16 protein-coding genes are annotated in these 19,012 nt (G+C 66.0%); 6 read left to right on the forward strand and 10 right to left on the reverse strand.

What is annotated here, in order from left to right; all coding sequences use genetic code 11:
- Positions 1-15: 15 nt before the first annotated feature.
- The 6 genes from galU to AC23D4_RS09095 all read right to left on the reverse strand — a co-directional run bounded on the left by galU (position 16) and on the right by AC23D4_RS09095 (position 4,515).
- Complete coding sequence (gene galU, locus AC23D4_RS09070; protein ID WP_472890044.1) at positions 16-891, reverse strand: UTP--glucose-1-phosphate uridylyltransferase GalU; 876 nt, start codon at positions 889-891, stop codon at positions 16-18.
- A 37-nt stretch (positions 892-928) separates the two neighbouring features.
- Positions 929-1,912 (reverse strand): S49 family peptidase, encoded by a 984-nt coding sequence (locus AC23D4_RS09075; protein WP_472890043.1) that lies wholly within the window; start codon positions 1,910-1,912, stop codon positions 929-931.
- 12 nt (positions 1,913-1,924) lie between these two features.
- Positions 1,925-2,305: a Rieske (2Fe-2S) protein gene (locus AC23D4_RS09080; RefSeq protein WP_472890042.1), complete on the reverse strand. Its 381-nt coding sequence runs from the start codon at positions 2,303-2,305 to the stop codon at positions 1,925-1,927.
- A 14-nt stretch (positions 2,306-2,319) separates the two neighbouring features.
- Positions 2,320-2,979 carry an HAD family hydrolase gene (locus tag AC23D4_RS09085; protein WP_472890074.1) on the reverse strand — a complete coding sequence of 220 codons (660 nt, stop codon included), beginning with the start codon at positions 2,977-2,979 and terminating at the stop codon, positions 2,320-2,322.
- Between the two features lie 147 nt (positions 2,980-3,126).
- Positions 3,127-3,411 carry an H-NS histone family protein gene (locus AC23D4_RS09090; RefSeq protein WP_472890041.1) on the reverse strand — a complete coding sequence of 95 codons (285 nt, stop codon included), beginning with the start codon at positions 3,409-3,411 and terminating at the stop codon, positions 3,127-3,129.
- A 96-nt stretch (positions 3,412-3,507) separates the two neighbouring features.
- Positions 3,508-4,515 (reverse strand): RluA family pseudouridine synthase, encoded by a 1,008-nt coding sequence (locus AC23D4_RS09095; RefSeq protein WP_472890040.1) that lies wholly within the window; start codon positions 4,513-4,515, stop codon positions 3,508-3,510.
- Positions 4,516-5,158: 643 nt separating this feature from the next.
- Between AC23D4_RS09095 and AC23D4_RS09100 the strand changes: the two genes are divergently transcribed.
- Positions 5,159-8,113, forward strand: a complete 2,955-nt coding sequence (locus AC23D4_RS09100) for an Rne/Rng family ribonuclease (protein WP_472890039.1) — start codon at positions 5,159-5,161, stop codon at positions 8,111-8,113.
- A gap of 153 nt (positions 8,114-8,266) precedes the next feature.
- Here AC23D4_RS09100 and AC23D4_RS09105 read toward each other — a convergent pair whose 3' ends face one another.
- The 4 genes from AC23D4_RS09105 to hemC are packed head-to-tail and all read right to left on the reverse strand — an operon-like array spanning position 8,267 to position 12,624.
- Complete coding sequence (locus AC23D4_RS09105) at positions 8,267-9,553, reverse strand: heme biosynthesis HemY N-terminal domain-containing protein (RefSeq protein ID WP_472890073.1); 1,287 nt, start codon at positions 9,551-9,553, stop codon at positions 8,267-8,269.
- A gap of 26 nt (positions 9,554-9,579) precedes the next feature.
- Entirely contained in the window at positions 9,580-10,779 is a 1,200-nt protein-coding gene (locus AC23D4_RS09110) for a uroporphyrinogen-III C-methyltransferase (protein WP_472890038.1), read from the reverse strand.
- Positions 10,776-11,657 (reverse strand): uroporphyrinogen-III synthase, encoded by an 882-nt coding sequence (locus AC23D4_RS09115; protein WP_472890037.1) that lies wholly within the window; start codon positions 11,655-11,657, stop codon positions 10,776-10,778. Before AC23D4_RS09115 ends, AC23D4_RS09110 begins: the two co-directional genes overlap by 4 nt.
- Before the next feature lie 4 nt (positions 11,658-11,661).
- Positions 11,662-12,624 (reverse strand): hydroxymethylbilane synthase, encoded by a 963-nt coding sequence (gene hemC / locus AC23D4_RS09120; protein WP_472890072.1) that lies wholly within the window; start codon positions 12,622-12,624, stop codon positions 11,662-11,664.
- Positions 12,625-12,777: 153 nt separating this feature from the next.
- Between hemC and ppc the strand changes: the two genes are divergently transcribed.
- From ppc to AC23D4_RS09145, 5 genes are all read left to right on the forward strand, one after another.
- The gene (gene ppc, locus AC23D4_RS09125; protein WP_472890036.1) at positions 12,778-15,618 is read left to right on the forward strand and encodes a phosphoenolpyruvate carboxylase; all 2,841 of its coding nucleotides are present in this window, start codon (positions 12,778-12,780) and stop codon (positions 15,616-15,618) included.
- A 176-nt stretch (positions 15,619-15,794) separates the two neighbouring features.
- Entirely contained in the window at positions 15,795-16,649 is an 855-nt protein-coding gene (locus tag AC23D4_RS09130; protein ID WP_472890035.1) for a 3',5'-nucleoside bisphosphate phosphatase, read from the forward strand.
- Entirely contained in the window at positions 16,649-17,557 is a 909-nt protein-coding gene (locus AC23D4_RS09135) for a DMT family transporter (RefSeq protein WP_472890034.1), read from the forward strand. Before AC23D4_RS09130 ends, AC23D4_RS09135 begins: the two co-directional genes overlap by 1 nt.
- 47 nt (positions 17,558-17,604) lie before the next feature.
- On the forward strand, positions 17,605-18,240 hold the full coding sequence (locus AC23D4_RS09140; RefSeq protein ID WP_472890033.1) for an L-threonylcarbamoyladenylate synthase: 636 nt from the start codon (positions 17,605-17,607) through the stop codon (positions 18,238-18,240).
- A gap of 86 nt (positions 18,241-18,326) precedes the next feature.
- Complete coding sequence (locus AC23D4_RS09145; RefSeq protein ID WP_305362949.1) at positions 18,327-18,995, forward strand: site-2 protease family protein; 669 nt, start codon at positions 18,327-18,329, stop codon at positions 18,993-18,995.
- The last annotated feature ends 17 nt before the right edge of the window (positions 18,996-19,012 follow it).

The raw sequence follows: 19,012 nt of genomic DNA on the forward strand, positions 1-19,012 counted from the left end.
GGCGCTCCCCCAGGATCAGCCCAGCACCTTGACCATGTGGGCTCGAACCGCTTCGCGCAGCGACGGATCGGCCAGCGCCAGGTCAATGGTCGCTTCCAGAAAACCTGCCTTGCTGCCGCAGTCGTAGCGCTGACCTTCGTAGCGGTAGGCATACACCTTCTCGGTGCCGATCAGCGCCGCAATGCCATCGGTGAGCTGGATCTCGCCCCCCGCGCCACGGGGTTGCCGGCGGATGCTCTCGAACACCGCAGGTGTGAGGATGTAACGACCGGCCACAGCCAGGGTGGAGGGTGCCACATCGGGCATGGGTTTTTCGACCATGCCGAACACTTCGGCCAACGCCTCGTTGACGCCATGCACGTCCACCATTCCGTAGCGACGGGTGTGCTCGCGTGGCACGTCCTGCACCGCCAGCACGGTCCCGGGATTTTGTTCGTAAGCCGCCACCATCTGCTGCAACACCGAAGGGCCGCCCGCCAGCCCCACCATCAGGTCGTCGGCGAGCAGCACGGCAAACGGGTCATTGCCCACCACGCGCTCAGCGCACAGCACCGCATGACCCAAGCCCAGCGGGCGCGGCTGGCGGATGAACACACAGTCCATGTCATCGGGCTTGATGTCGTGTACCAGCTTGAGCAGGTCGGCCTTGTTGCCGCGCTCCAGCTCGTGTTCCAGCTCGAAGGCCGCATCGTAGTGGTCACCGATGGCCCGTTTGTGGCGTCCGGTGATGAAGATCATTTCGCGGATGCCCGCCGCGTAAGCCTCGTCCACCGCGTACTGGATCAGCGGCTTGTCCACCACCGGCAGCATTTCCTTGGGGATGGCTTTGGTGGCCGGCAGGAATCGGGTGCCCAGGCCACCGACGGGAAAAACAGCTTTCTCAATTTTCATAATCACCCTGTTCACTGATTGGCGTTGAGTCCATAACTTACTTGAATTGCAATCCGCTGGAGCGGGCCGCCAGGTACATGCCCTCGCCGACGCTGGCACCCAACTGCCGGGCCAGGCGCATCCCCAGATTCTCGCGCTGCGTGTAGTCCACCACCTCTTCGGCCTTGACCACCTCGCGTGCCACGTAATCGAGACTGCCCAGCCCATCGACCAGCCCCAGCGCAATCGCCTTCTGGCCGCTCCAGACCAGGCCGCTGAAGGTGTCCGGCGTTTCCTTGAGCCGGTCGCCGCGCCCGGCCCGCACGACGGTGATGAACTGGCTGTGAATCTCGCCGAGCATGGACTGGATGTAGGCGGTCTGTTCCGCGTCCTGCGGACTGAAGGGATCGAGCATGGCCTTGTTGGCGCCCGCCGTCATCAGGCGGCGCTCGACACCCAGCTTGTCCATCAAGCCGGTGAAGCCGAAACCATCCATCAGCACGCCGATGCTGCCCACCAGACTGGCTTTGTCCACGTAGATATTGTCAGCAACCGCAGCGATGTAATACGCGGCCGAGGCGCAGGTTTCTTCCACCACCGCGTAGACCTTCTTGTTGTGCAAGGCCTTGAGTCGGGTGATCTCGTCGTTGATGATGCCGGCCTGCACCGGACTGCCGCCGGGCGAATCGATGAGCAACACGACGGCTTGTGCGCCTGCGTCTTCAAATGCCGCCTTCAGCGAACTGACCACGTTGTCGGCGCTGGCTTCTGCACCAGCCGCAATTTCACCCCGGATTTCGATCAGCGCCGTATGGGGCTTACGTGGGGAAGAAACGCCTCCGCCCGAGAAGAACATCACCCACACCAACGAACCAGCCAGCAGCAGCCACATCAATCGCCAGACGATGGTCCAGCGTCGGGCAGACCGCTGCTCCACCAAGGCAGAAAATGCCAGTTTTTCCAGCGCCGCGCGCTCCCACCCCACATCCGCACGGTGCCCGGTTGTGCCTGGGGACGGTGTTCCCACTGGATCGTCGTTCATGTTTGGCTGCTCTCAGAGTAGGAAAGGTTTCAACGCGTATTGTGACTGCCAGTGCACCACGCCATCGCGCTCGACCAGCCGGATCTTGATCAGGCTGCCGCGGCAGGGGCCGCTGCGGCAGGCGCCTGTGGCGGGGTCATAGATGGCCCCGTGGCTGGCGCAGATCAGCCAGCGGCCACTGTCGTCAAAAAAACGGTCGGGTTGCCAGTCCATCTCCATCGCCACGTGGGCACACCGGTTGAGGTAAGCGTGTGCTTCGCCCTGGTAGCGGATGGCAAATGCCCGGCAGGTCTGTCCAGCGTAGACCACATCGAACGACACCGCCAACCCCGAATCCACGAGGTCGCGGCTGTTGCACAACGGATAGAGAGGGTCCTGCTCCGACGATGCCATGTGTGACGCCGGCTTCAGGCGTTGGCCGTGAGCCAGTCCCGCAGATCCTGCACCGAATGCGCCACGTGCAGGGGCGAAAGTTCGGCAAAAGCATCCGGTTCGTGGGCCCCGTAGCTGACGCCCACACTGGCGCAGCCGGCGTTGAGCGCCATCTGGAGGTCGTGCGTGGTGTCGCCAATCATCAGCGTGCGTCCGGGATCGATCCCGAACTCGCGCATCAGTTCGTGCAACATGAGCGGGCTGGGCTTGCCCGCAGTTTCGTCCGCTGTGCGTGAGCCGTCAAAGACACCGTGCAACTCGACCGTTCGCAGGGCGGTGTCCAGCCCCTGTCGGCTCTTGCCCGTGGCAACCGTCAACCAGTGATGCCGTTGCTTGAGCTCGGCCAAAAGCGGCAGGACACCATCAAAGAGGCTGATGTCGTCCTGGTGTTGCTGGTAGTGGTACCGGTAGCGCTCGCCCAGCAGGGGGTACCGTGCGGGCGGCACATCGGGTGCCGCGTGAGCGAGCGCCTGCATCAGGCCCATGCCGATCACATAACTGGCCGCCCGATCGGAAGGAATGCGCCCACCCACGTCGTGCACTGCGGCCTGGATGCACCGCACGATGAGGGCCGTGGAGTCAAAGAGGGTGCCATCCCAGTCGAAGGCAATCAGGTCAAATTGGCGCGGGCGCATGCGGCTGAAAAAGGTTTGAGACAAGTTTCCATTATCGATGCCCGACATGACGGTGCGATGGCGCCGCACCACGGCTGCGCCCGCGCAAAGGCGACACCAAGAACAAAGGGCACCCGAAGGTGCCCCGTCAAAGCCGTATCCGGATGATCAGATGCGGAAGTCTTCGATGCTTTTGCCCGATGCCAGCACGGCGCGCACCCACTCGGGCTTGCGACCCGGACCACCCGCCCAGAGCTCGCCCTGAGGGCCACGGTATTTGGCCGCGGCGGTGGATTTGGATTTGGCAGGCTTCTTGCCGCCCGATGCGCCACCCAGATCAGCCACCGTGATACCAAACTCTTTCATTTTGGCTTTGATATCGGCGATCGTCGAGGCGAGCTCGCTTTTGCGAGCTTCCTCGGCCTGCGCCATCAAAGCCTGTGCCTGCGCCATGAGTTCAGCGTAATTTGCCATTGATCGTCCTTTTGAGTTTGCGGATTGTCTTGGTTGGATTCTGCATCCGAACGATGCAAATTCCATTCTATAGGGTTATTGGGTCCGATGCGGTGCATCGGGCAACCAGTTTTTCAATTCCAGTGGCAATTCCGAATGCAACTCGACGCTTTCGCCGCTAATCGGGTGGGCCAGCCGCAACCGCCAAGCGTGCAGAAACATGCGCTTGAGGCCCACCCGGCTCAATTGCCGATTGAGTTCGAAGTCACCGTATTTGTCGTCCCCCGCAATCGGATGGCCTGCGTGCGCCAGATGCACGCGAATCTGATGCGTGCGCCCGGTCTTGATGGTCACCTCCAGCAGGCTGAATCCGTCAGGGTATGCGGTCGCCAGGGCCGCGGGCGCAGGCAGGCGCCCGACCACCTTGACCAGCGAGACGGAACGCATACCGTCCGGATCATCGGGGCCCACCACCTTCACACGCCGTTCGCCATCGGGCAACAAATACTTGTGCAGCGGCTGATCCAGCACCTTGAGGCGCGCCGGCCAGCCCCCTTTGACCAGGGCCAGATAGGTTTTCCCGGTTTCCCGCTCGCGGAATTGATCCTGCAAAGCTTTGAGGGCCGATTTCTTCTTGGCAATCAGCAGCAAGCCACTGGTTTCACGATCCAGCCGGTGCACCAATTCGAGAAAACGTGCGGCGGGACGCGCCTGCCGCATTTGTTCGATCACGCCAAAGCTCACCCCGCTGCCACCATGCACCGCCACTCCGGCGGGTTTGTCAATGGCCATGAAAGCATCATCTTCATACACCACGGGAAATTCGCGCGCAGGCGCCGGATGGGCCGTTTTTTCCTCGGCACGCTCAGACAAGCGGATCGGTGGAATGCGCAACACGTCGCCCGCGGCCACCCGGTCGTCCGCCCCCACGCGGCCCTTGTTCCGCCGCACCTCGCCCGAGCGGATGATGCGGTAGATGTGCGTTTTTGGTACGCCCTTGAGCAGGCGAATGAGAAAATTGTCCAGCCGCTGGCCGGCCGATTCTTCGTCAACCGTGAGGAATTGGACCGCCGCGGCGGTCTGGACAGATGGCTTGGCGTTCAAGGAAAACCCGCTGGAAATACCGGCCCCATGGATCGGGGAGCACACTATAATGTGCTGTGCCAGTCGTGTGCTGTAAGTGATTGATTTCCTTGAGTTTAAGGCAGTCACCGCAGACAGGCTCCTCCGACCTTTGATACCGGGGACCCGATTGGCCACTAGTTGCCACCCGTTGCACCCTGTTCCGACGCCTGCTCCCGAAGCCCTCTCCGAAGAGGCTGGAGCCGCACCGGTCAGGTAGAAGCAGCGGGCGAATCCGTGAGTAAAACTGCGAACCCGAATACGGAATACCCCAATCGGCCAGCCGCGTTCCCGAGAAGGCACACGCTCTCGGTGGACAGGCTGGTTGAGGATGAAGTGAAGCCAGAGACATCACCGGCGAGATCCATGTCACCGACAGCCATCAAGCCTTCTCTGCTCAGCCCAGTCCACGCGCCTACGCCCTGACCCGGCAGTTCAACGCGGCACACACACAGCGTGCCCCGTCCCGAACACTCCCTCGCCCCCTGGCCAACACCGGGTGGGCATCGGGTCGGTGGCTCTCCGGCAATTCCTCCCCCGTTCGCGTTTTTCCACTGGTTCACGGCAGGTCGGCGCCTGGGTTCAACCCGGCGCCATGTCAGTGTCAGACCGAAGGAAACGCATCATGAAACGCATGCTGATCAACGCCACGCAGGCCGAAGAGCGCCGCCTGGCGATCGTGGACGGGCAGAAACTGCTCGACTACGAAATCGAAATCGAAGGGCGCGAACAGCGCAAGGGCAACATCTACAAGGCCGTCGTCACGCGCGTCGAGCCGTCGCTTGAAGCCTGCTTCGTTGACTACGGCGAGGACCGCCACGGTTTCCTGCCGTTCAAGGAAATCTCGCGCCAGTATTTCGCCGCTGGCGTGCCGGTCAACCAGGCCCGCATCAACGACGTGATCAAGGAAGGCCAGGAACTGCTGGTCCAGGTCGAAAAAGAAGAACGCGGCAACAAGGGCGCAGCCCTGACCACCTTCGTGAGCCTGGCTGGCCGCTACGTGGTGCTGATGCCCAACAACCCGCGCGGTGGTGGTGTGAGCCGCCGCATCGAGGGCGAAGACCGCCAGGATCTCAAGGCTGCGCTGGACCAGCTCGAATACCCCAATGGCATGAGCATCATCGCGCGCACTGCCGGCATCGGTCGTGAAGCGCCCGAACTGCAGTGGGACCTGAACTACCTGCTGAAATTGTGGACTGCCATCGACGGCGCAGCCCAGGGCGGCAAAGGCGCCTACCTGATCTACCAGGAATCCAGCCTGGTGATCCGCGCCATCCGCGACTACTTCAACAGCGACATCGGCGAGATCCTGATCGACACCGACGACATCTTTGAGCAGGCCCACCAGTTCATGAGCCACGTGATGCCCGAACACGGGCACCGCGTGAAGCGCTACCGCGACGACGCACCGCTGTTCAGCCGCTTCCAGATCGAGCACCAGATCGAGACCGCCTACAGCCGCACGGTGAACCTGCCTTCGGGTGGCGCCATCGTGATCGACCAGACCGAAGCGCTGGTGGCGGTGGACGTGAACTCGGCGCGCGCCATCAAGGGTGGCGACATCGAAGAAACCGCCACCCGCACCAACCTGGAAGCCGCCGACGAGGTGGCGCGCCAGGCGCGCCTGCGCGACCTGGGCGGCCTGATCGTGATCGACTTCATCGACATGGACGAGTCGAAGAACCGCCGCGAAGTCGAGAACCGCCTGCGCGACGCCCTGCGCCAGGACCGCGCCCGCGTGCAGTTCGGCTCCATCAGCAAGTTCGGCCTGCTTGAAATGAGCCGCCAGCGCCTCAAGCCCATGCTCAGCGAAGGCTCGTCCATTCCCTGCCCGCGCTGCGGTGGCTCCGGCCACATCCGCGACACGGAAAGCTCGGCGCTGCAGATCCTCCGCATCATCCAGGAAGAGTCGCTCAAGGACAGCACGGCCGCCGTGCTGGTGCAGGTGCCGGTCGAAGTGGCCAGCTTCCTGCTGAACGAAAAGCGCACCGAGATCACCAAGATCGAACTCAAGCAGCGCATCAACGTGCTGCTGGTGCCCAACAAGTCGCTCGACACGCCGAACTACAAGCTGGAACGCCTGAAGCACGACGACCCGCGTCTGGACGACCTGGACGCCAGCTACAAGCTGGCCGACGAGCCGGACGAAGCCACCGGCTTCACGCGCCGCAGCCAGGAACGCACCAACAAACAGGAACCGGTGATCAAGGGCGTGCTGCCCGACGGTCCGGCGCCTGTGGCCGCACCCAAGCCGGAAGCACCCGTTGCCGTCCCGGTGGCTGCACCCGTTGCCGTAGCGCCCGTGGCCAAGGTGGCTGCACCGGCTGAAAAGGGTTTCTTCGGCTGGCTCAAGAGCCTGTTTGGCGGTGGCGAAGCCCCCGCCGTCACGGCACCACCCACCGTTGCATCCGTCGCCAAAACCGGTGATCGCAGCGAGCAGCGCCCCGATGGGCGCCGCGAAGGCGGTCGCGACAGCCGGGGCCGGGGTGGTCGCAACGGCAACGAAAGCCGTGCACCGCGTGAAGGTCGCGAGGGTCGCGAAGCCGGCCGCAACACGCGGGGTGGCGAAGGCCGCAACGTGGAAGGCCGCCCGGAAGGCCGCGAAAGCCGTGAGGGCCGTGAAGGGGCCCGTCGCAACGAAGGTCGGGTGGACGGTCGCGGCGAGGCACGTGGCGAACCGCGTGGTGAGTCGCGCAATGGCGGTCGCCGTGACAACCGCCGTGATGCGGCCCCGCTGGACCAGACCCAGGGCACCGAAGCGTTGCTGAATGCCGCACCGGCGGCGACTGGCGAAATGCCCGACATGGCCGAAGGCCAGCGCCGCGAGCGCCGTCCGCGCAACGACAACCGCCGCCGCCCCCAGGGTGTGGAAGGCGTTGAGGTCGCGCAGCAGGACGGTGCTCCAGGCGCTGCGCAGCGCCTGGAGCCGGACGCCCGTGCCAGCGGCGCCGAAGCGCCCGCCACAGAAGGTGATACGGACAACGGTGGTCAGCGTGCGCCCCGCGAACGCCGCAGCCGCGACCGTTATGGCCGTGACCGTCGGGAGCGTGCTCCGCGCGATGCGTCCGAGCAGGGTTCGGAAGCTGACGCCGCGCCAGCGATGTCCGTGGCGCCGGTTGAAGAGGTGGCCACCGAGGCACCCGTTCGCAGCAGCTATTTCAGCCTGCCGGTGGAGAGCAGCCCGGTCGCGGTCGAAGAAACGGTGGTTGAAGCCGCTCCCGTCGTGATCGAGCCGGTGCCGGTTCTGGCCACGCCAGCACCCCGACCCGTGGCAGCACCCGCGGTACGCACGAGTGCACCCGCCGCCGTTGCAGCCGCACCCCGCGGTCTGCCCCAGGTACAGGCCTACACGGTGTCGATCGACGAGTTGAACCAGGTGGCCGCAGCCAGTGGTCTGGTGTGGGTCAATTCCGATACCGACAAGGTGGCCCAGGTGCAGGCAGCGATCGCCGCTGAACCCAAACCCATCCACGTGCCGCGCGAGATCCAACCCGCGGTGATACTGGACGAAGGCCCGCTGGTGCTGGTGGAAACCCGCAAGGACCTGCGCAGCATGCCGCTGCCGTTTGAGACCCAGTGAAGAGGTGAATGGCCGCGGGTAACCGGGGCCTGAATCCAACAGGAACGCCGGCTTCAAGCCGGCGTTCCTGTTTCTGGTTGTGCGTACTGCGGGGCACGCCCATCAACCCCTGTCAACCGGGATAGCACCACCACCGGGCAACCGGCCAGAGACTCAGTCCAGCAGGGCTGCCTTTTTCCAGGCCGACTGGGCGGCCACGGCATCGCCCCGTTCTTCGGCCAGGGCCGCAAGCGAGCGCCAGGTTCGCCGCAGCAGGGAAGGCTCGGTCAGGCTGTGGCTGGCCTGCCCGAGCAACTGTGCAGCCTTGCCCCAGAGCTGGCGCTGCATGAAAGCCTGACCGGTCAGGTACTGGAGGTAAGCGTTGTTGGGTTGCTGGCGCTGTGCCTGCTCCAGTCGTGCGAGCCAGGTGCCATCGAGCTGGGCCAGTCCGGGCTCCATCGTGCGCACCAGCTGGCGCTGCTGCGCGGCATCCAGCTCGGCGAACTTGTTCCACACCGGCTCCAGCCAGCTGAGCACCAGCGCGGTGGTGAACGCCTGGTTCTCGTCCACAGGTTCGCCAGGTTGCATGCCCAAATGGTTGGCGCGCTGGGCGGCCGCCAGAGCCAGCTCGGGCATGGCGCGCTCGTTGGCATCCAGACGGCTCCAGAGCGCTTGCAGCTGCGAGAGATCGTGCGATTCGCCCAAGGCATCGAGCGCCAGCCCGCGCACGATGCTGCGCGAAGCTTCCGGGGAAAACGCGCGGTGCTTGGCCAGCACCCGGGCCGTTTCCAGCGCTTCACTGGTGGCCCCACCAAGGCGGGCAATGCGCAACTTCAGACGCAGCGCCTGGATGCGACGCGCCGCACCTTGCGGCAGTTCAGCCAGGCGGCTTCGTGCGGCGTCGGCGTCACGGTCTTCGACCGCCCAGCGAACCGCGCGCAGCAACGCGCCTTCGTGGGCTTCGGGTGCGCTCCTGGCAAGCCTGGGATGCAGTGCCGCCTGCAGGTGTTCGTCCCTGGACTTGCGGTTTTGCAGCGACTGCGCACTCTCGGCGACCAGCAGGTGGGCCAGCAACAGCAGTTGGTGCCGCCGGGGCCACTGGGCCGACGGCAAGGCATTGAGCTGCTCCAGCGCAGCCAGTCCGGCGGCCTGCGCACGCACAAAACGGCCCGACAGCTGGTAGGACAGAGCGTCCAGCACCGATCCGACGGCCGCACGCTCCACCTGCTGCGCCCGCCAGCGCTGGGCCTGCGCCGGCAATTCGCGCAGCACGACGATGGCCCTGAGCGCGAAGTAGACCAGCGCAAAGCCGGCGATCAGGCAGAACACCACAAAGTTGAACGACACGTCAAAGCGGTACGGCGGCCAGAACAGCGTGACCATGGCCAGGTTGTGCCCCACCAGCAAAGCCAGGGCCACCGCCAGCGCACCGAGTCCCAACAACCAGAACACGCTGCGCATGGCGCCACCCTGTTTGTGATCGACCATCACCGGCCTCCCGCGGCGGCGGCAAGCGCCGCGAGGCTTTCGTCAGGTCGCGGCAAGTCCGCCGTCGACAGCTCGGTCCGCAATTGCCCCAGCGTCTTCTGCGCCGCCATCACCTGGGGCGCCGTGGTGTCGAAGTACCGACCCAGCGCCAGCTCGGTGGATTTCAGATCGGCCTCAACGGCATTGAGCTGACGGCTCAGCAAACCAAGCCGTGCATTGAGCAGCCGGAGCTTGATGTTTTCCCGCAGGAAGAAAGCCTGCTCGGGGGCGAGCAGCGCGGCTTCGGGCCTGTCGATGCGGCTGACGCGCACCAGTTCGCGACCGCTTCGGGTCACATCGGTCCAGACACGCTGCCAGAACGAAGACCAGGCCATGGAAACACGCGACCAGCCGGTTTCCTGCGCAGGCAGAGAGGGTGCCGGTTCCGCCAAATCCGGTGCACCCGCTTTCGCAGCGGGCGGCTGCACAGCAGCTTTGCCAGACGCTGCCACATCCGCCCGACGGGAAATGGTGCTGGCCGTCTTCACACCGACATCGTTCTGCACGGGCCAATCGTCCACCTGACGGGCCAGCTCATCCACCCGCAACACCAGCGTGGGCACATCGGTCAGCGCGGCGCCCTGAATACGTTCGATATCGCGCTGGATGGCCCGTTGCACCGGATTCAGGCGTGGCTGAGCAGCCCTCGCGATGCGCTGATCAGCGGCCTGCAGCGCCGACACCAGGGGCTGCACGCTGCCCGTGAGCTGGGTCTGCTGCAACGCGAGTCGCAGGGCGGATTCAATGTCCTGCACCAGGTTGTCATCGCGCGAACGCGACAGCGCGAGCATGAGTTCTTCGAGCTGGCTGCGCTGCAGGGTCACCTCGGACAATTTGATCTCGGCCACCGCCAGGCGCGCCTGCAGTTCCTGCGTGAGGGCCTCCGCCTGTTTCGCCACGGTGCGCACCTCCACCGCCTGCACCGTGCTGTCCTGACTGCGCCTTGCCAGCTCCTGCTGCGTGAACCCGAGCTTTTGCCAGATCAGGCCGGCCAGCACCAGCGAGAATGCGGCCACCACGAGCGCCAGCATCGACATCCACGACACCGGATGGCGGGCTTTCACCACCGGTGGCGCAACCACGGGCGCAGCCCCCCCCACCGCCGCTGCGGACGCTTCTTTCACTGGGCTTGGGGGAATGTCTGGGGTATCTGGGCTCATGTGGGGCTCCAGTTCGATTCTAGGGCCCGCAACACGTCTGGCAAGGCGGGCCGGGTTTCGATCACGCGGCCAAAACCGGCGGCCCTCGCGCTGGCAGCGATGCGGGGATGGGTGGCGATGGCACAGGCGGACGACCAATCGGTGTGTGGTGTGGCGCTCGTCAGATGGTGCACGGCTTCCGAACTGCTGAACAGCCAGGCGCTGCCGGCCGAGGCCGCGGCACGGGCCACCGCCGCATGCCCGGCCGTCCACCGGGGGGCCGACCGCTCGTAGGCCACGCAACTCTCAACGCTGGCTCCTGCGGCTTCGCATTGCTGGATCAGCCAGTCGCGACCGTTGCCAGCGTGCTGGCGTTGCGGTGGATCCGGCTCCGGCGCAGCGGCCATCCCGGGCGAAGCACCACGCACCACCAGGATGCGCTGGCCCGCTCGCACCTGCGACGCCACCATCGGCCACAGCGCTTCGGAATCGAACTGCCCGGCATCAGGCGGTGGGGCATCGATGCGCGCTGCGTTCAACCCCAGACCGGTCAGCGCCTGGGCCAGTGCCCGCACCGTGCCCGGACCGGGTGCCCAGAACCGTGTGCCCCCATCAGGCCGCGTGGGAGCTCGCACATCCTGCGCAAAAAAATGGCTGACAGCGGCCCCGCTCACAAAAAGCAACGCATCCATGTCCAGCCAGTGGGCGCGCCAGTACCGCAGCGAAGCCAATGTGGCTGTGTCTTGCGGTTCCGAAATGTCGATCAAGGGCAGCGCCTGGGCCGGCCAGCCCTGCGCCTGCAGGGCCTGCACCCAGCTCGCCGCCTCGGCTGCGGGACGGGTGACGATGAGCCGCTCCATCGGTCTCAACACAGGCGCTGGCCCGGGCAGGTCGGTCAAGGCGTCAAGCCCCTGCCGCTGGCGGCTGGGCGCCGGCAGCGCGCAGCGCCTGCGCCACGCGCTGCCCCAGGGCTTCGGCCTGCTGCAGCGTCTGGACTTCGGCCTGGTCACTCACCTGCACCAGAGCCAGAGCACCTTCCGGGTCCCCCCAAGCGGCACGCAGCACCAGGTGACCGGCATCGCCGTTGGTCCAGTCGGCGTAGGCCGCCAGCGGCATGGAGCAGCTGCCGCCCATGGCGCGCGACACCGTGCGCTCGGCCGCCACCCGCAACCAGGTGGGCATGTGCACCAGGGGCTTCAGGGCCTCAACGAGGTCGCCGCGATCGGCTCGGACTTCAATGCCCAGCGCCCCCTGGCCCGCAGCAGGCAAGGATTCAGCGGGTTCAAAGATGTGCCGGATACGCGCACCCAGACCCAGCCGCTTCAGGCCCGCAGACGCCAGCACGATTGCGTGGTACTGGCCCTCGTCCAGTTTGCGCAGTCGCGTGTCCAGATTGCCCCGCAGCGGCTCGATGCGCACGTCGCTGCGGCCCAGCGCATCCAGCGCGGCGCGCAGCAGCACCAGCCGGCGCAGGCTGGAAGTGCCAACGACGGCGCCCACGGGCAGCTCGGCCAGCGTCGCGCAGGCGGGCGACACCCAGGCGTCGCGCGGGTCTTCGCGCTCCATCACGCAGGCCAGTGCAAACCCCGTTGGCAGATCCATGGGCACATCCTTGAGCGAGTGCACGGCGATGTCGGCGCGGCCTTCTTCGAGCGCGACTTCCAGCTCTTTCACGAAAAGACCCTTGCCGCCCACCTTGGAGAGGCTGCGGTCCAGGATCTGGTCGCCCAGGGTCGTCATGCCCAGCAACTCGACACGGTGGCCCAAGTCTTGCAACAGGGCCTTGACGTGTTCGGCCTGCCACAGCGCCAGACGGCTTTCACGCGTCGCGATGGTGATGGACAGCGCGGAGGTTGGGTTTGAAATAGCCACGATGAAGGTTCAAAAAAAGATCAGCCCCCAACCGATGTCGGGAGCGTTTTCGTACCCGCTTGGTAACGGGAAAGGCAACTTTGGATGCTAGCATGACCCCTGCCCAAAAAATCAGCAACCCAAGCCCCAGAGCCACCCTTGCCCACCATGAGCCGAACGCCCGCCCGATCCGCCGCCCCGTCCAACCGTTCTGGTGCCGGACGCACCATATCCGGCTCCGACAAGGACCAGCCACTGATCGACGACATCCGCCTGCTGGGCCGGGTGCTGGGTGACGTGATCCGCGAGCAGGAGGGCCAGGCTGCCTACGACCTGATCGAGCAGATCCGCCAGCTTTCGGTGGCCTTCCGCCGCCACGCCGACCAGGACGCCGACAAGGCGCTGAAGAAACTGCTCAAGGGTCTCTCGGGCCAGCAGACGGTGAGCGTGATCCGCGCCTTCACCTACTTCAGCCACCTGGCCAACCTGGCCGAAGACCGCCACCACATCCGCCGTCGCGCGGTGCACGACCGCGCCGGCGATCTGCAGGAGGGCAGCCTGGCCATGACGCTGCAGCGCCTGAAAAAGGCCGGCATCGCGCCGTCCGAAGTGGTGCGCACGCTCGCTGCGGCCCACATCTCGCCCGTGCTCACCGCGCACCCCACCGAGGTGCAGCGCAAGAGCATTCTGGACGCCGAACGCGCCATCGCCCACCTGCTGGCCGAACGCGAGCAGTTGCTGCCGCGCGACCACGCCGACTTCGAAGCGCAGCTGCGCGCCCGCGTGACCCAGCTATGGCAAACGCGCCTGCTGCGTTTCACCAAGCTCACCGTGGCCGACGAAATCGAGAACGCGCTGAGCTACTACCAGGCCACCTTCCTGTCGGAGATCCCGCGCATCTACCGCGACCTCGAAGAAGGCCTGGAAGACCAGGACGTGGCGCCCTTCCTGCGCATGGGCCAGTGGATCGGCGGCGACCGCGACGGCAACCCCAACGTGACCGCGAAAACCCTGGAGCTGGCCCTGCACAGCCAGGCCGACCTGGTGCTGCGCCACCACCTCACGCAACTGCACCACCTGGGTGCCGAGCTGTCGGTGTCGGCCATGCTGGCGAGCGTGAGCCCGGCCATGCAAGCCCTGGCCGAACGTTCGCCCGACACCAATGCCCACCGCCAGGACGAACCCTACCGCCGAGCCCTGACCGGCATGTACGCGCGCCTGGCCGCCACGCTGACCGCGCTGACCGGCGGAGAAGCCGCGCGTCACGCGGTCGCGCCGCAAGACGCTTACCCCAGCGCCGCCGAACTGCTGGCCGATCTGCGCACCATCGAAGCCTCGCTGGTGGCGAACCACGGCGCCGCGCTCACCCGCTCCCGCCTGCGCCCTTTGATCCGCGCGGTGCAGGTGTTCGGCTTTCACCTGGCGACCATCGACCTGCGCCAGAGCTCCGACAAACACGAGGAAGTGGTGGCCGAGTTGCTGGCCACGGCGCGCATCGAGGCCGACTACAGCGCGCTCGACGAAATGGGCAAACGCGCGGTGCTGCTGCGCCAGCTGAACGACGCGCGGCCCCTGCGCGTGCCCGGCACGCCCTACTCGGCCCACACCAGGGACGAGCTGGCCATATTCGACACCGCGCGCAGCGGCCGCGAACGCTTCGGCGCCCAGGCCATCCGCCACGCCATCATCAGCCACACCGAAACGGTGAGCGACCTGCTCGAAGTGCTGCTGCTGCAGAAGGAAGCGGGCCTGGTGCGCGGCCTGCTCGCCGAAGACGCGGTGGCCGACCTGATCGTGGTGCCGCTGTTCGAGACCATCGAAGACCTGCGCAACGCCGCGCCCATCATGCGCGACTACTACGCCCTGCCCGGCGTGCGCGCCATGGTGCACCGCGGCGCGCACGACGGCTACTGCGAGCAGGACATCATGCTCGGCTACTCGGACAGCAACAAGGACGGCGGCATCTTCACCAGCAACTGGGAGCTGTACCGCGCCGAGATCGCGCTCGTGGAGCTGTTCGATTCGCTCAACAAGGGCCACGAGAAAACGATCCGGCTGCGCATGTTTCATGGCCGCGGTGGCACGGTGGGCCGTGGCGGCGGCCCGAGCTACCAGGCCATCCTCGCCCAGCCACCCGGCACCGTGCGCGGCCAGATCCGCCTGACCGAACAGGGCGAGGTGATCGGCTCCAAATACGCCAACCCCGAGATCGGCCGGCGCAACCTGGAAACCCTGGTCGCCGCCACGCTGGAAGCCACCCTGCTGCAGGCCACCCGCAACGCCCCCAAGGCCTTTCTCGACGCAGCAGCCGAGCTCTCCACGGCGAGCATGGCCGCCTACCGCGCCCTGGTCTACGACACCCCGCGCTTTGCCGAATATTTTTTCGCCGCCACGCCGATCCGCGAGATCGCCGAACTCAACATCGGCTCGCGTCCGGCGTCGCGCAAGGCCACGCAGAAGATCGAAGACCTGCGCGCCATCCCCTGGGGGTTCAGCTGGGGCCAGTGCCGCCTGACGCTGCCGGGCTGGTACGGCTTCGGCTCGGCGGTGCACACCTTCCTGCACAAGGAAGGTCCCAAGGGCGTGGCGAAGCAAAAGGCGCAACTGCAGAAGATGGTGAAACAGTGGCCCTTCTTCAGCACCCTGCTGTCCAACATGGACATGGTCATGGCCAAGAGCGATCTCGCGCTCGCCACGCGCTATGCCGAGCTGGTCGAAGACAAGCGCCTGCGCACCAAGGTGTTCACCGCCATTGAAGCCGAATGGCACCGCACGGCCGATGCGCTGGCGCTGATCACGGGCGAGAAGCAGCGCCTGGTCAACAACGCCGCACTGCAGCGCTCCATGCGCCACCGCTTCCCCTACATCGACCCGCTGCACCACCTGCAGGTCGAGTTGGTGCGCCGCTACCGGGCGGGTGAAAACCACGCTGACCGCGACGAAAAGGTGCGCCGCGGCATCCACATCTCGATCAACGGCATCGCGGCCGGGCTGCGGAACACTGGATAGCCCCCCGCGACAGATCGGCTCCCCCCGCGCCGCCTGCGGCGTCACCCCCCAAGGGGGGCAACACCTGCGGCCTGGCGGAGCCAGTTCCGCGGTGTTCTCGGCGGGAGTCACGCCCGTCGGCAAAGGTTTTGGTCTTGGCGTCAGCGCGTTGAACCCGTCAAACCTAAAATGAAACGGTGACCCACATCCTCAACGCCGATCTCCATTGCCATTCCGTCGTCTCTGACGGCACCCTCACTCCCGAGGAGCTGGCGCCTCGCGCCAAAGCCAACGGCGTGGCCTTGTGGTCGCTCACCGACCACGACGAGATCGGTGGCCAGGAGCGCGCCATCGCTGCGGCCCGCCAGGCCGGTCTGCCCTATCTCACCGGCGTGGAAATCTCCATCACCTTCGCCAGCGCCACGGTGCACATCATCGGCCTGGGTTTCGACCACACCGATCCGGCCCTGGTCGAGGGCCTGCGGCAGACACGCGGCGGGCGCGAGCAACGTGCGCGCGCGATGAGCGATGACCTGGCGCGCGTGGGCATCCCGGGGGTCTACGAAGGCGCACTCAAATACGTCGGCAACCCGGAGCTGATCTCGCGTTCGCACTTCGCGCGCTACATCGTGGAGGCGGGCTACAGCACCGATACCAATGCCGTGTTCCGGAAATACCTGGCTGAGGGCAAACCTGGTTTCGTGCCTCACCGCTGGGCGTCGCTGCGCAACGCCCTGACCTGGATCACCGGCGCCGGTGGTCTGGCGGTGATCGCCCACCCCGGCCGTTACAACCTCACCGCCAACGAAGAGTACGCGCTCTTCACCGAATTCAAGGCCCACGGTGGCCAGGGCGTGGAGGTGGTCACCGGTGCCCACGGCCAGGCCGACTACGTGAAATACGCCGGGTTCTGCAGCGAGTTCGACCTGCTCGCCTCACGCGGCAGCGACTTCCACAGCCCGACCGAAAGCCACACCGATCTGGGCAAGCTGCCCGACCTGCCGGGCAGCGTCACACCGGTGTGGGAGCCGCTCGCAGCGCGTTTCCACTGATGAGCGCCGCCGTTGCCCGACCCGGTGCACAGGCCGCGCTGGGCATCACGTTCCTGGTGATGGCGGTGGCCTGCTTCGCGGTGCTGGACACCGCGGTCAAGTACGTCGGTGCCTTCGTGCCCATCCTGGTGGCGGTGTGGTTCCGCTACGTGTTCCAGGCCGTGGCCGTCAGCACCGTCATGCTCCCCATGCGCGGACGCAGCCTGCTGGCCACCCGGCACCCGCGCTTCCAGGTGCTGCGTGGCTGCCTGCTGCTGATGGTGAGCGTGCTGTCGTTCATCAGCGTGCAATACATGCCCGTAGGCGAATTCACCGCCTTTGTCATGACCACGCCGCTGGTGGTCACCCTGCTGGCGGCGCTGTTCCTGAAAGAGCGCGTCGCTCCGATGCGCTGGGCCCTGGTGGGTGGTGGTTTCGTGGGCGCCCTGCTGGTGGTCCAGCCGGGTGGTGACGTGATCGGCTGGGCCAGCCTGTTGCCTCTGCTGATGGTGGTCACCTACGCCTGGTTCCAGATCCTCACCAGCCAGATGGCACGCACCGAAGACCCGATGACCATGCACTTCTACACCGGCTGGGTGGGCGCGCTGGTGGCCAGCGCGATCCTGCCCCTGGTCTGGCAAACCATCCCGGACTCCCGCACTTTCGCCCTGCTCTGCCTGGTGGGCCTCATGGGCACTGTCGGCCACTTCCTGCTCATCCTCGCGTTCGCGCGCGCGCCAGCGTCCACACTCACGCCTTACCTGTACACCCAGATCGGTTTTGCCATGTTGTGCGGCTGGCTGGTGTTCAACCACATTCCGGGGCAACTGGAACTGACCGGCATCGTGCTCATCGTGGTCTGCGGCGCAACCGCCAGCTGGATCACCGCGCGCGAACACCGCCTGCCCGTGGAACCACCCGAGGCCTGAACCAGCGGCGCCTTGGCTATGCCCACGGGCCGCGCACAATACGCACCATGTCCCAGTACTTCGAAGTCCATCCCGAGAACCCGCAACCCCGGCTGCTCAAGCAGGCGGTGCAGCTGCTCGAACGGGGCGGCGTGCTGGCAGTGCCCACCGACTCCAGCTACGCGCTGGTCTGCCACATTGACGACAAGGCTGCGGCCGACCGGCTGCGCCGCATCCGCCAGGTCGACGACAAACACCACCTCACCCTGCTTTGCCGCGACCTGAGCGAGCTCGCCAGCTACGCCAAGGTGGACAACCGCCAGTACCGCCTGCTCAAGCAGGCCACGCCTGGCCCCTATACCTTCATCCTCGAAGCCAGCAAGGAGGTGCCGCGCCGCCTGAGCCACCCCTCGCGCAAGACGATCGGCCTGCGGGTGCCGGACCACAACGCCCTGCTGGCCTTGCTGGACCTGCACAACGGCCCCCTGCTGGCCACCACGCTGATCCCGCCCGGCGAGGTGCATCCCCTCAACGATGCGCAGGACATCCGCGAACGCTTCGAACACGATCTCGCTGGCGTGATCGATGCCGGCGCCTGTCCGCTCGAAGCCACCACCGTCGTCGACCTCACCCCCATGGGGTCGGGTGGCGAACCCGAGCTGGTTCGAGAGGGCCGAGGCTCGCTGTCCACGCTGGGCTTGTGAGCCCGATGCCGGTACCCGGACGGCAAGCGCCTGCGGGTGCGCCACCCCTTCTGGGACAATAGCCCTTTGCCCGCCCGCCGCCCCTCATGGATTTCGCCCAGATCATTCAAACCGTAGCCCTCTACGCCATTCCGGTGCTGTTCGCCATCACGGTGCACGAAGCCGCTCACGGATACGCAGCACGGCACTTTGGCGACAACACCGCGCACATGCTGGGCCGCATCACGCTCAACCCGCTCAAGCACATCGACCCGGTCGGCACGATCGCCATGCCGCTGCTGCTGTACTTCGCCACCTCCGGCGCCTTCCTGTTCGGTTACGCCAAACCCGTCCCGGTGAATTTCGGGCGCCTGCGCAACCCGAAACGCGACATGGTCTGGGTCGCCCTGGCCGGCCCGGGCGCCAACCTGGTGCAGGCGGTGATGTGGACCGTGGGCCTGTACCTGCTGGTGGCCGCCGGGGTGGAAGAACGCTTCTTCCTGGACATGTGCCGCGCCGGCGTGCTGGTGAACCTGGTGATGTTTGCCTTCAACCTGTTTCCGTTGCCGCCACTGGACGGCGGGCGCATTCTGGTGGGCCTGCTGCCCAACCACCTGGCCTACCCGGTCTCGCGCGTCGAACCCTGGGGTTTCTTCATCGTGATGGCCCTGGTCATTACCGGCGTCGTGGGCAACCTCTGGCTGCGACCGCTGATGATGCTCACCGGTGGCGCGATCGAGTTGCTGCTGACGCCGCTGCGCTTTCTGCTGTTTTAATTTCAGATATCCCTGTT

The sequence above is a fragment of the Hydrogenophaga sp. L76 genome (assembly GCF_057654755.1).

Coding starts and splice junctions, on each gene's coding strand:
- galU (WP_472890044.1), bottom strand. CDS start 891: ATGAAAATTGAGAAAGCTGTTTTTCCCGTCGGTGGCCTGGGCACCCGA.
- AC23D4_RS09075 (WP_472890043.1), bottom strand. CDS start 1,912: ATGAACGACGATCCAGTGGGAACACCGTCCCCAGGCACAACCGGGCAC.
- AC23D4_RS09080 (WP_472890042.1), bottom strand. CDS start 2,305: ATGGCATCGTCGGAGCAGGACCCTCTCTATCCGTTGTGCAACAGCCGC.
- AC23D4_RS09085 (WP_472890074.1), bottom strand. CDS start 2,979: ATGCGCCCGCGCCAATTTGACCTGATTGCCTTCGACTGGGATGGCACC.
- AC23D4_RS09090 (WP_472890041.1), bottom strand. CDS start 3,411: ATGGCGCAGGCACAGGCTTTGATGGCGCAGGCCGAGGAAGCTCGCAAA.
- AC23D4_RS09100 (WP_472890039.1), top strand. CDS start 5,159: ATGAAACGCATGCTGATCAACGCCACGCAGGCCGAAGAGCGCCGCCTG.
- AC23D4_RS09105 (WP_472890073.1), bottom strand. CDS start 9,553: ATGCGCAGCGTGTTCTGGTTGTTGGGACTCGGTGCGCTGGCGGTGGCC.
- AC23D4_RS09110 (WP_472890038.1), bottom strand. CDS start 10,779: ATGAGCCCAGATACCCCAGACATTCCCCCAAGCCCAGTGAAAGAAGCG.
- ppc (WP_472890036.1), top strand. CDS start 12,778: ATGAGCCGAACGCCCGCCCGATCCGCCGCCCCGTCCAACCGTTCTGGT.
- AC23D4_RS09135 (WP_472890034.1), top strand. CDS start 16,649: ATGAGCGCCGCCGTTGCCCGACCCGGTGCACAGGCCGCGCTGGGCATC.
- AC23D4_RS09140 (WP_472890033.1), top strand. CDS start 17,605: ATGTCCCAGTACTTCGAAGTCCATCCCGAGAACCCGCAACCCCGGCTG.
- AC23D4_RS09145 (WP_305362949.1), top strand. CDS start 18,327: ATGGATTTCGCCCAGATCATTCAAACCGTAGCCCTCTACGCCATTCCG.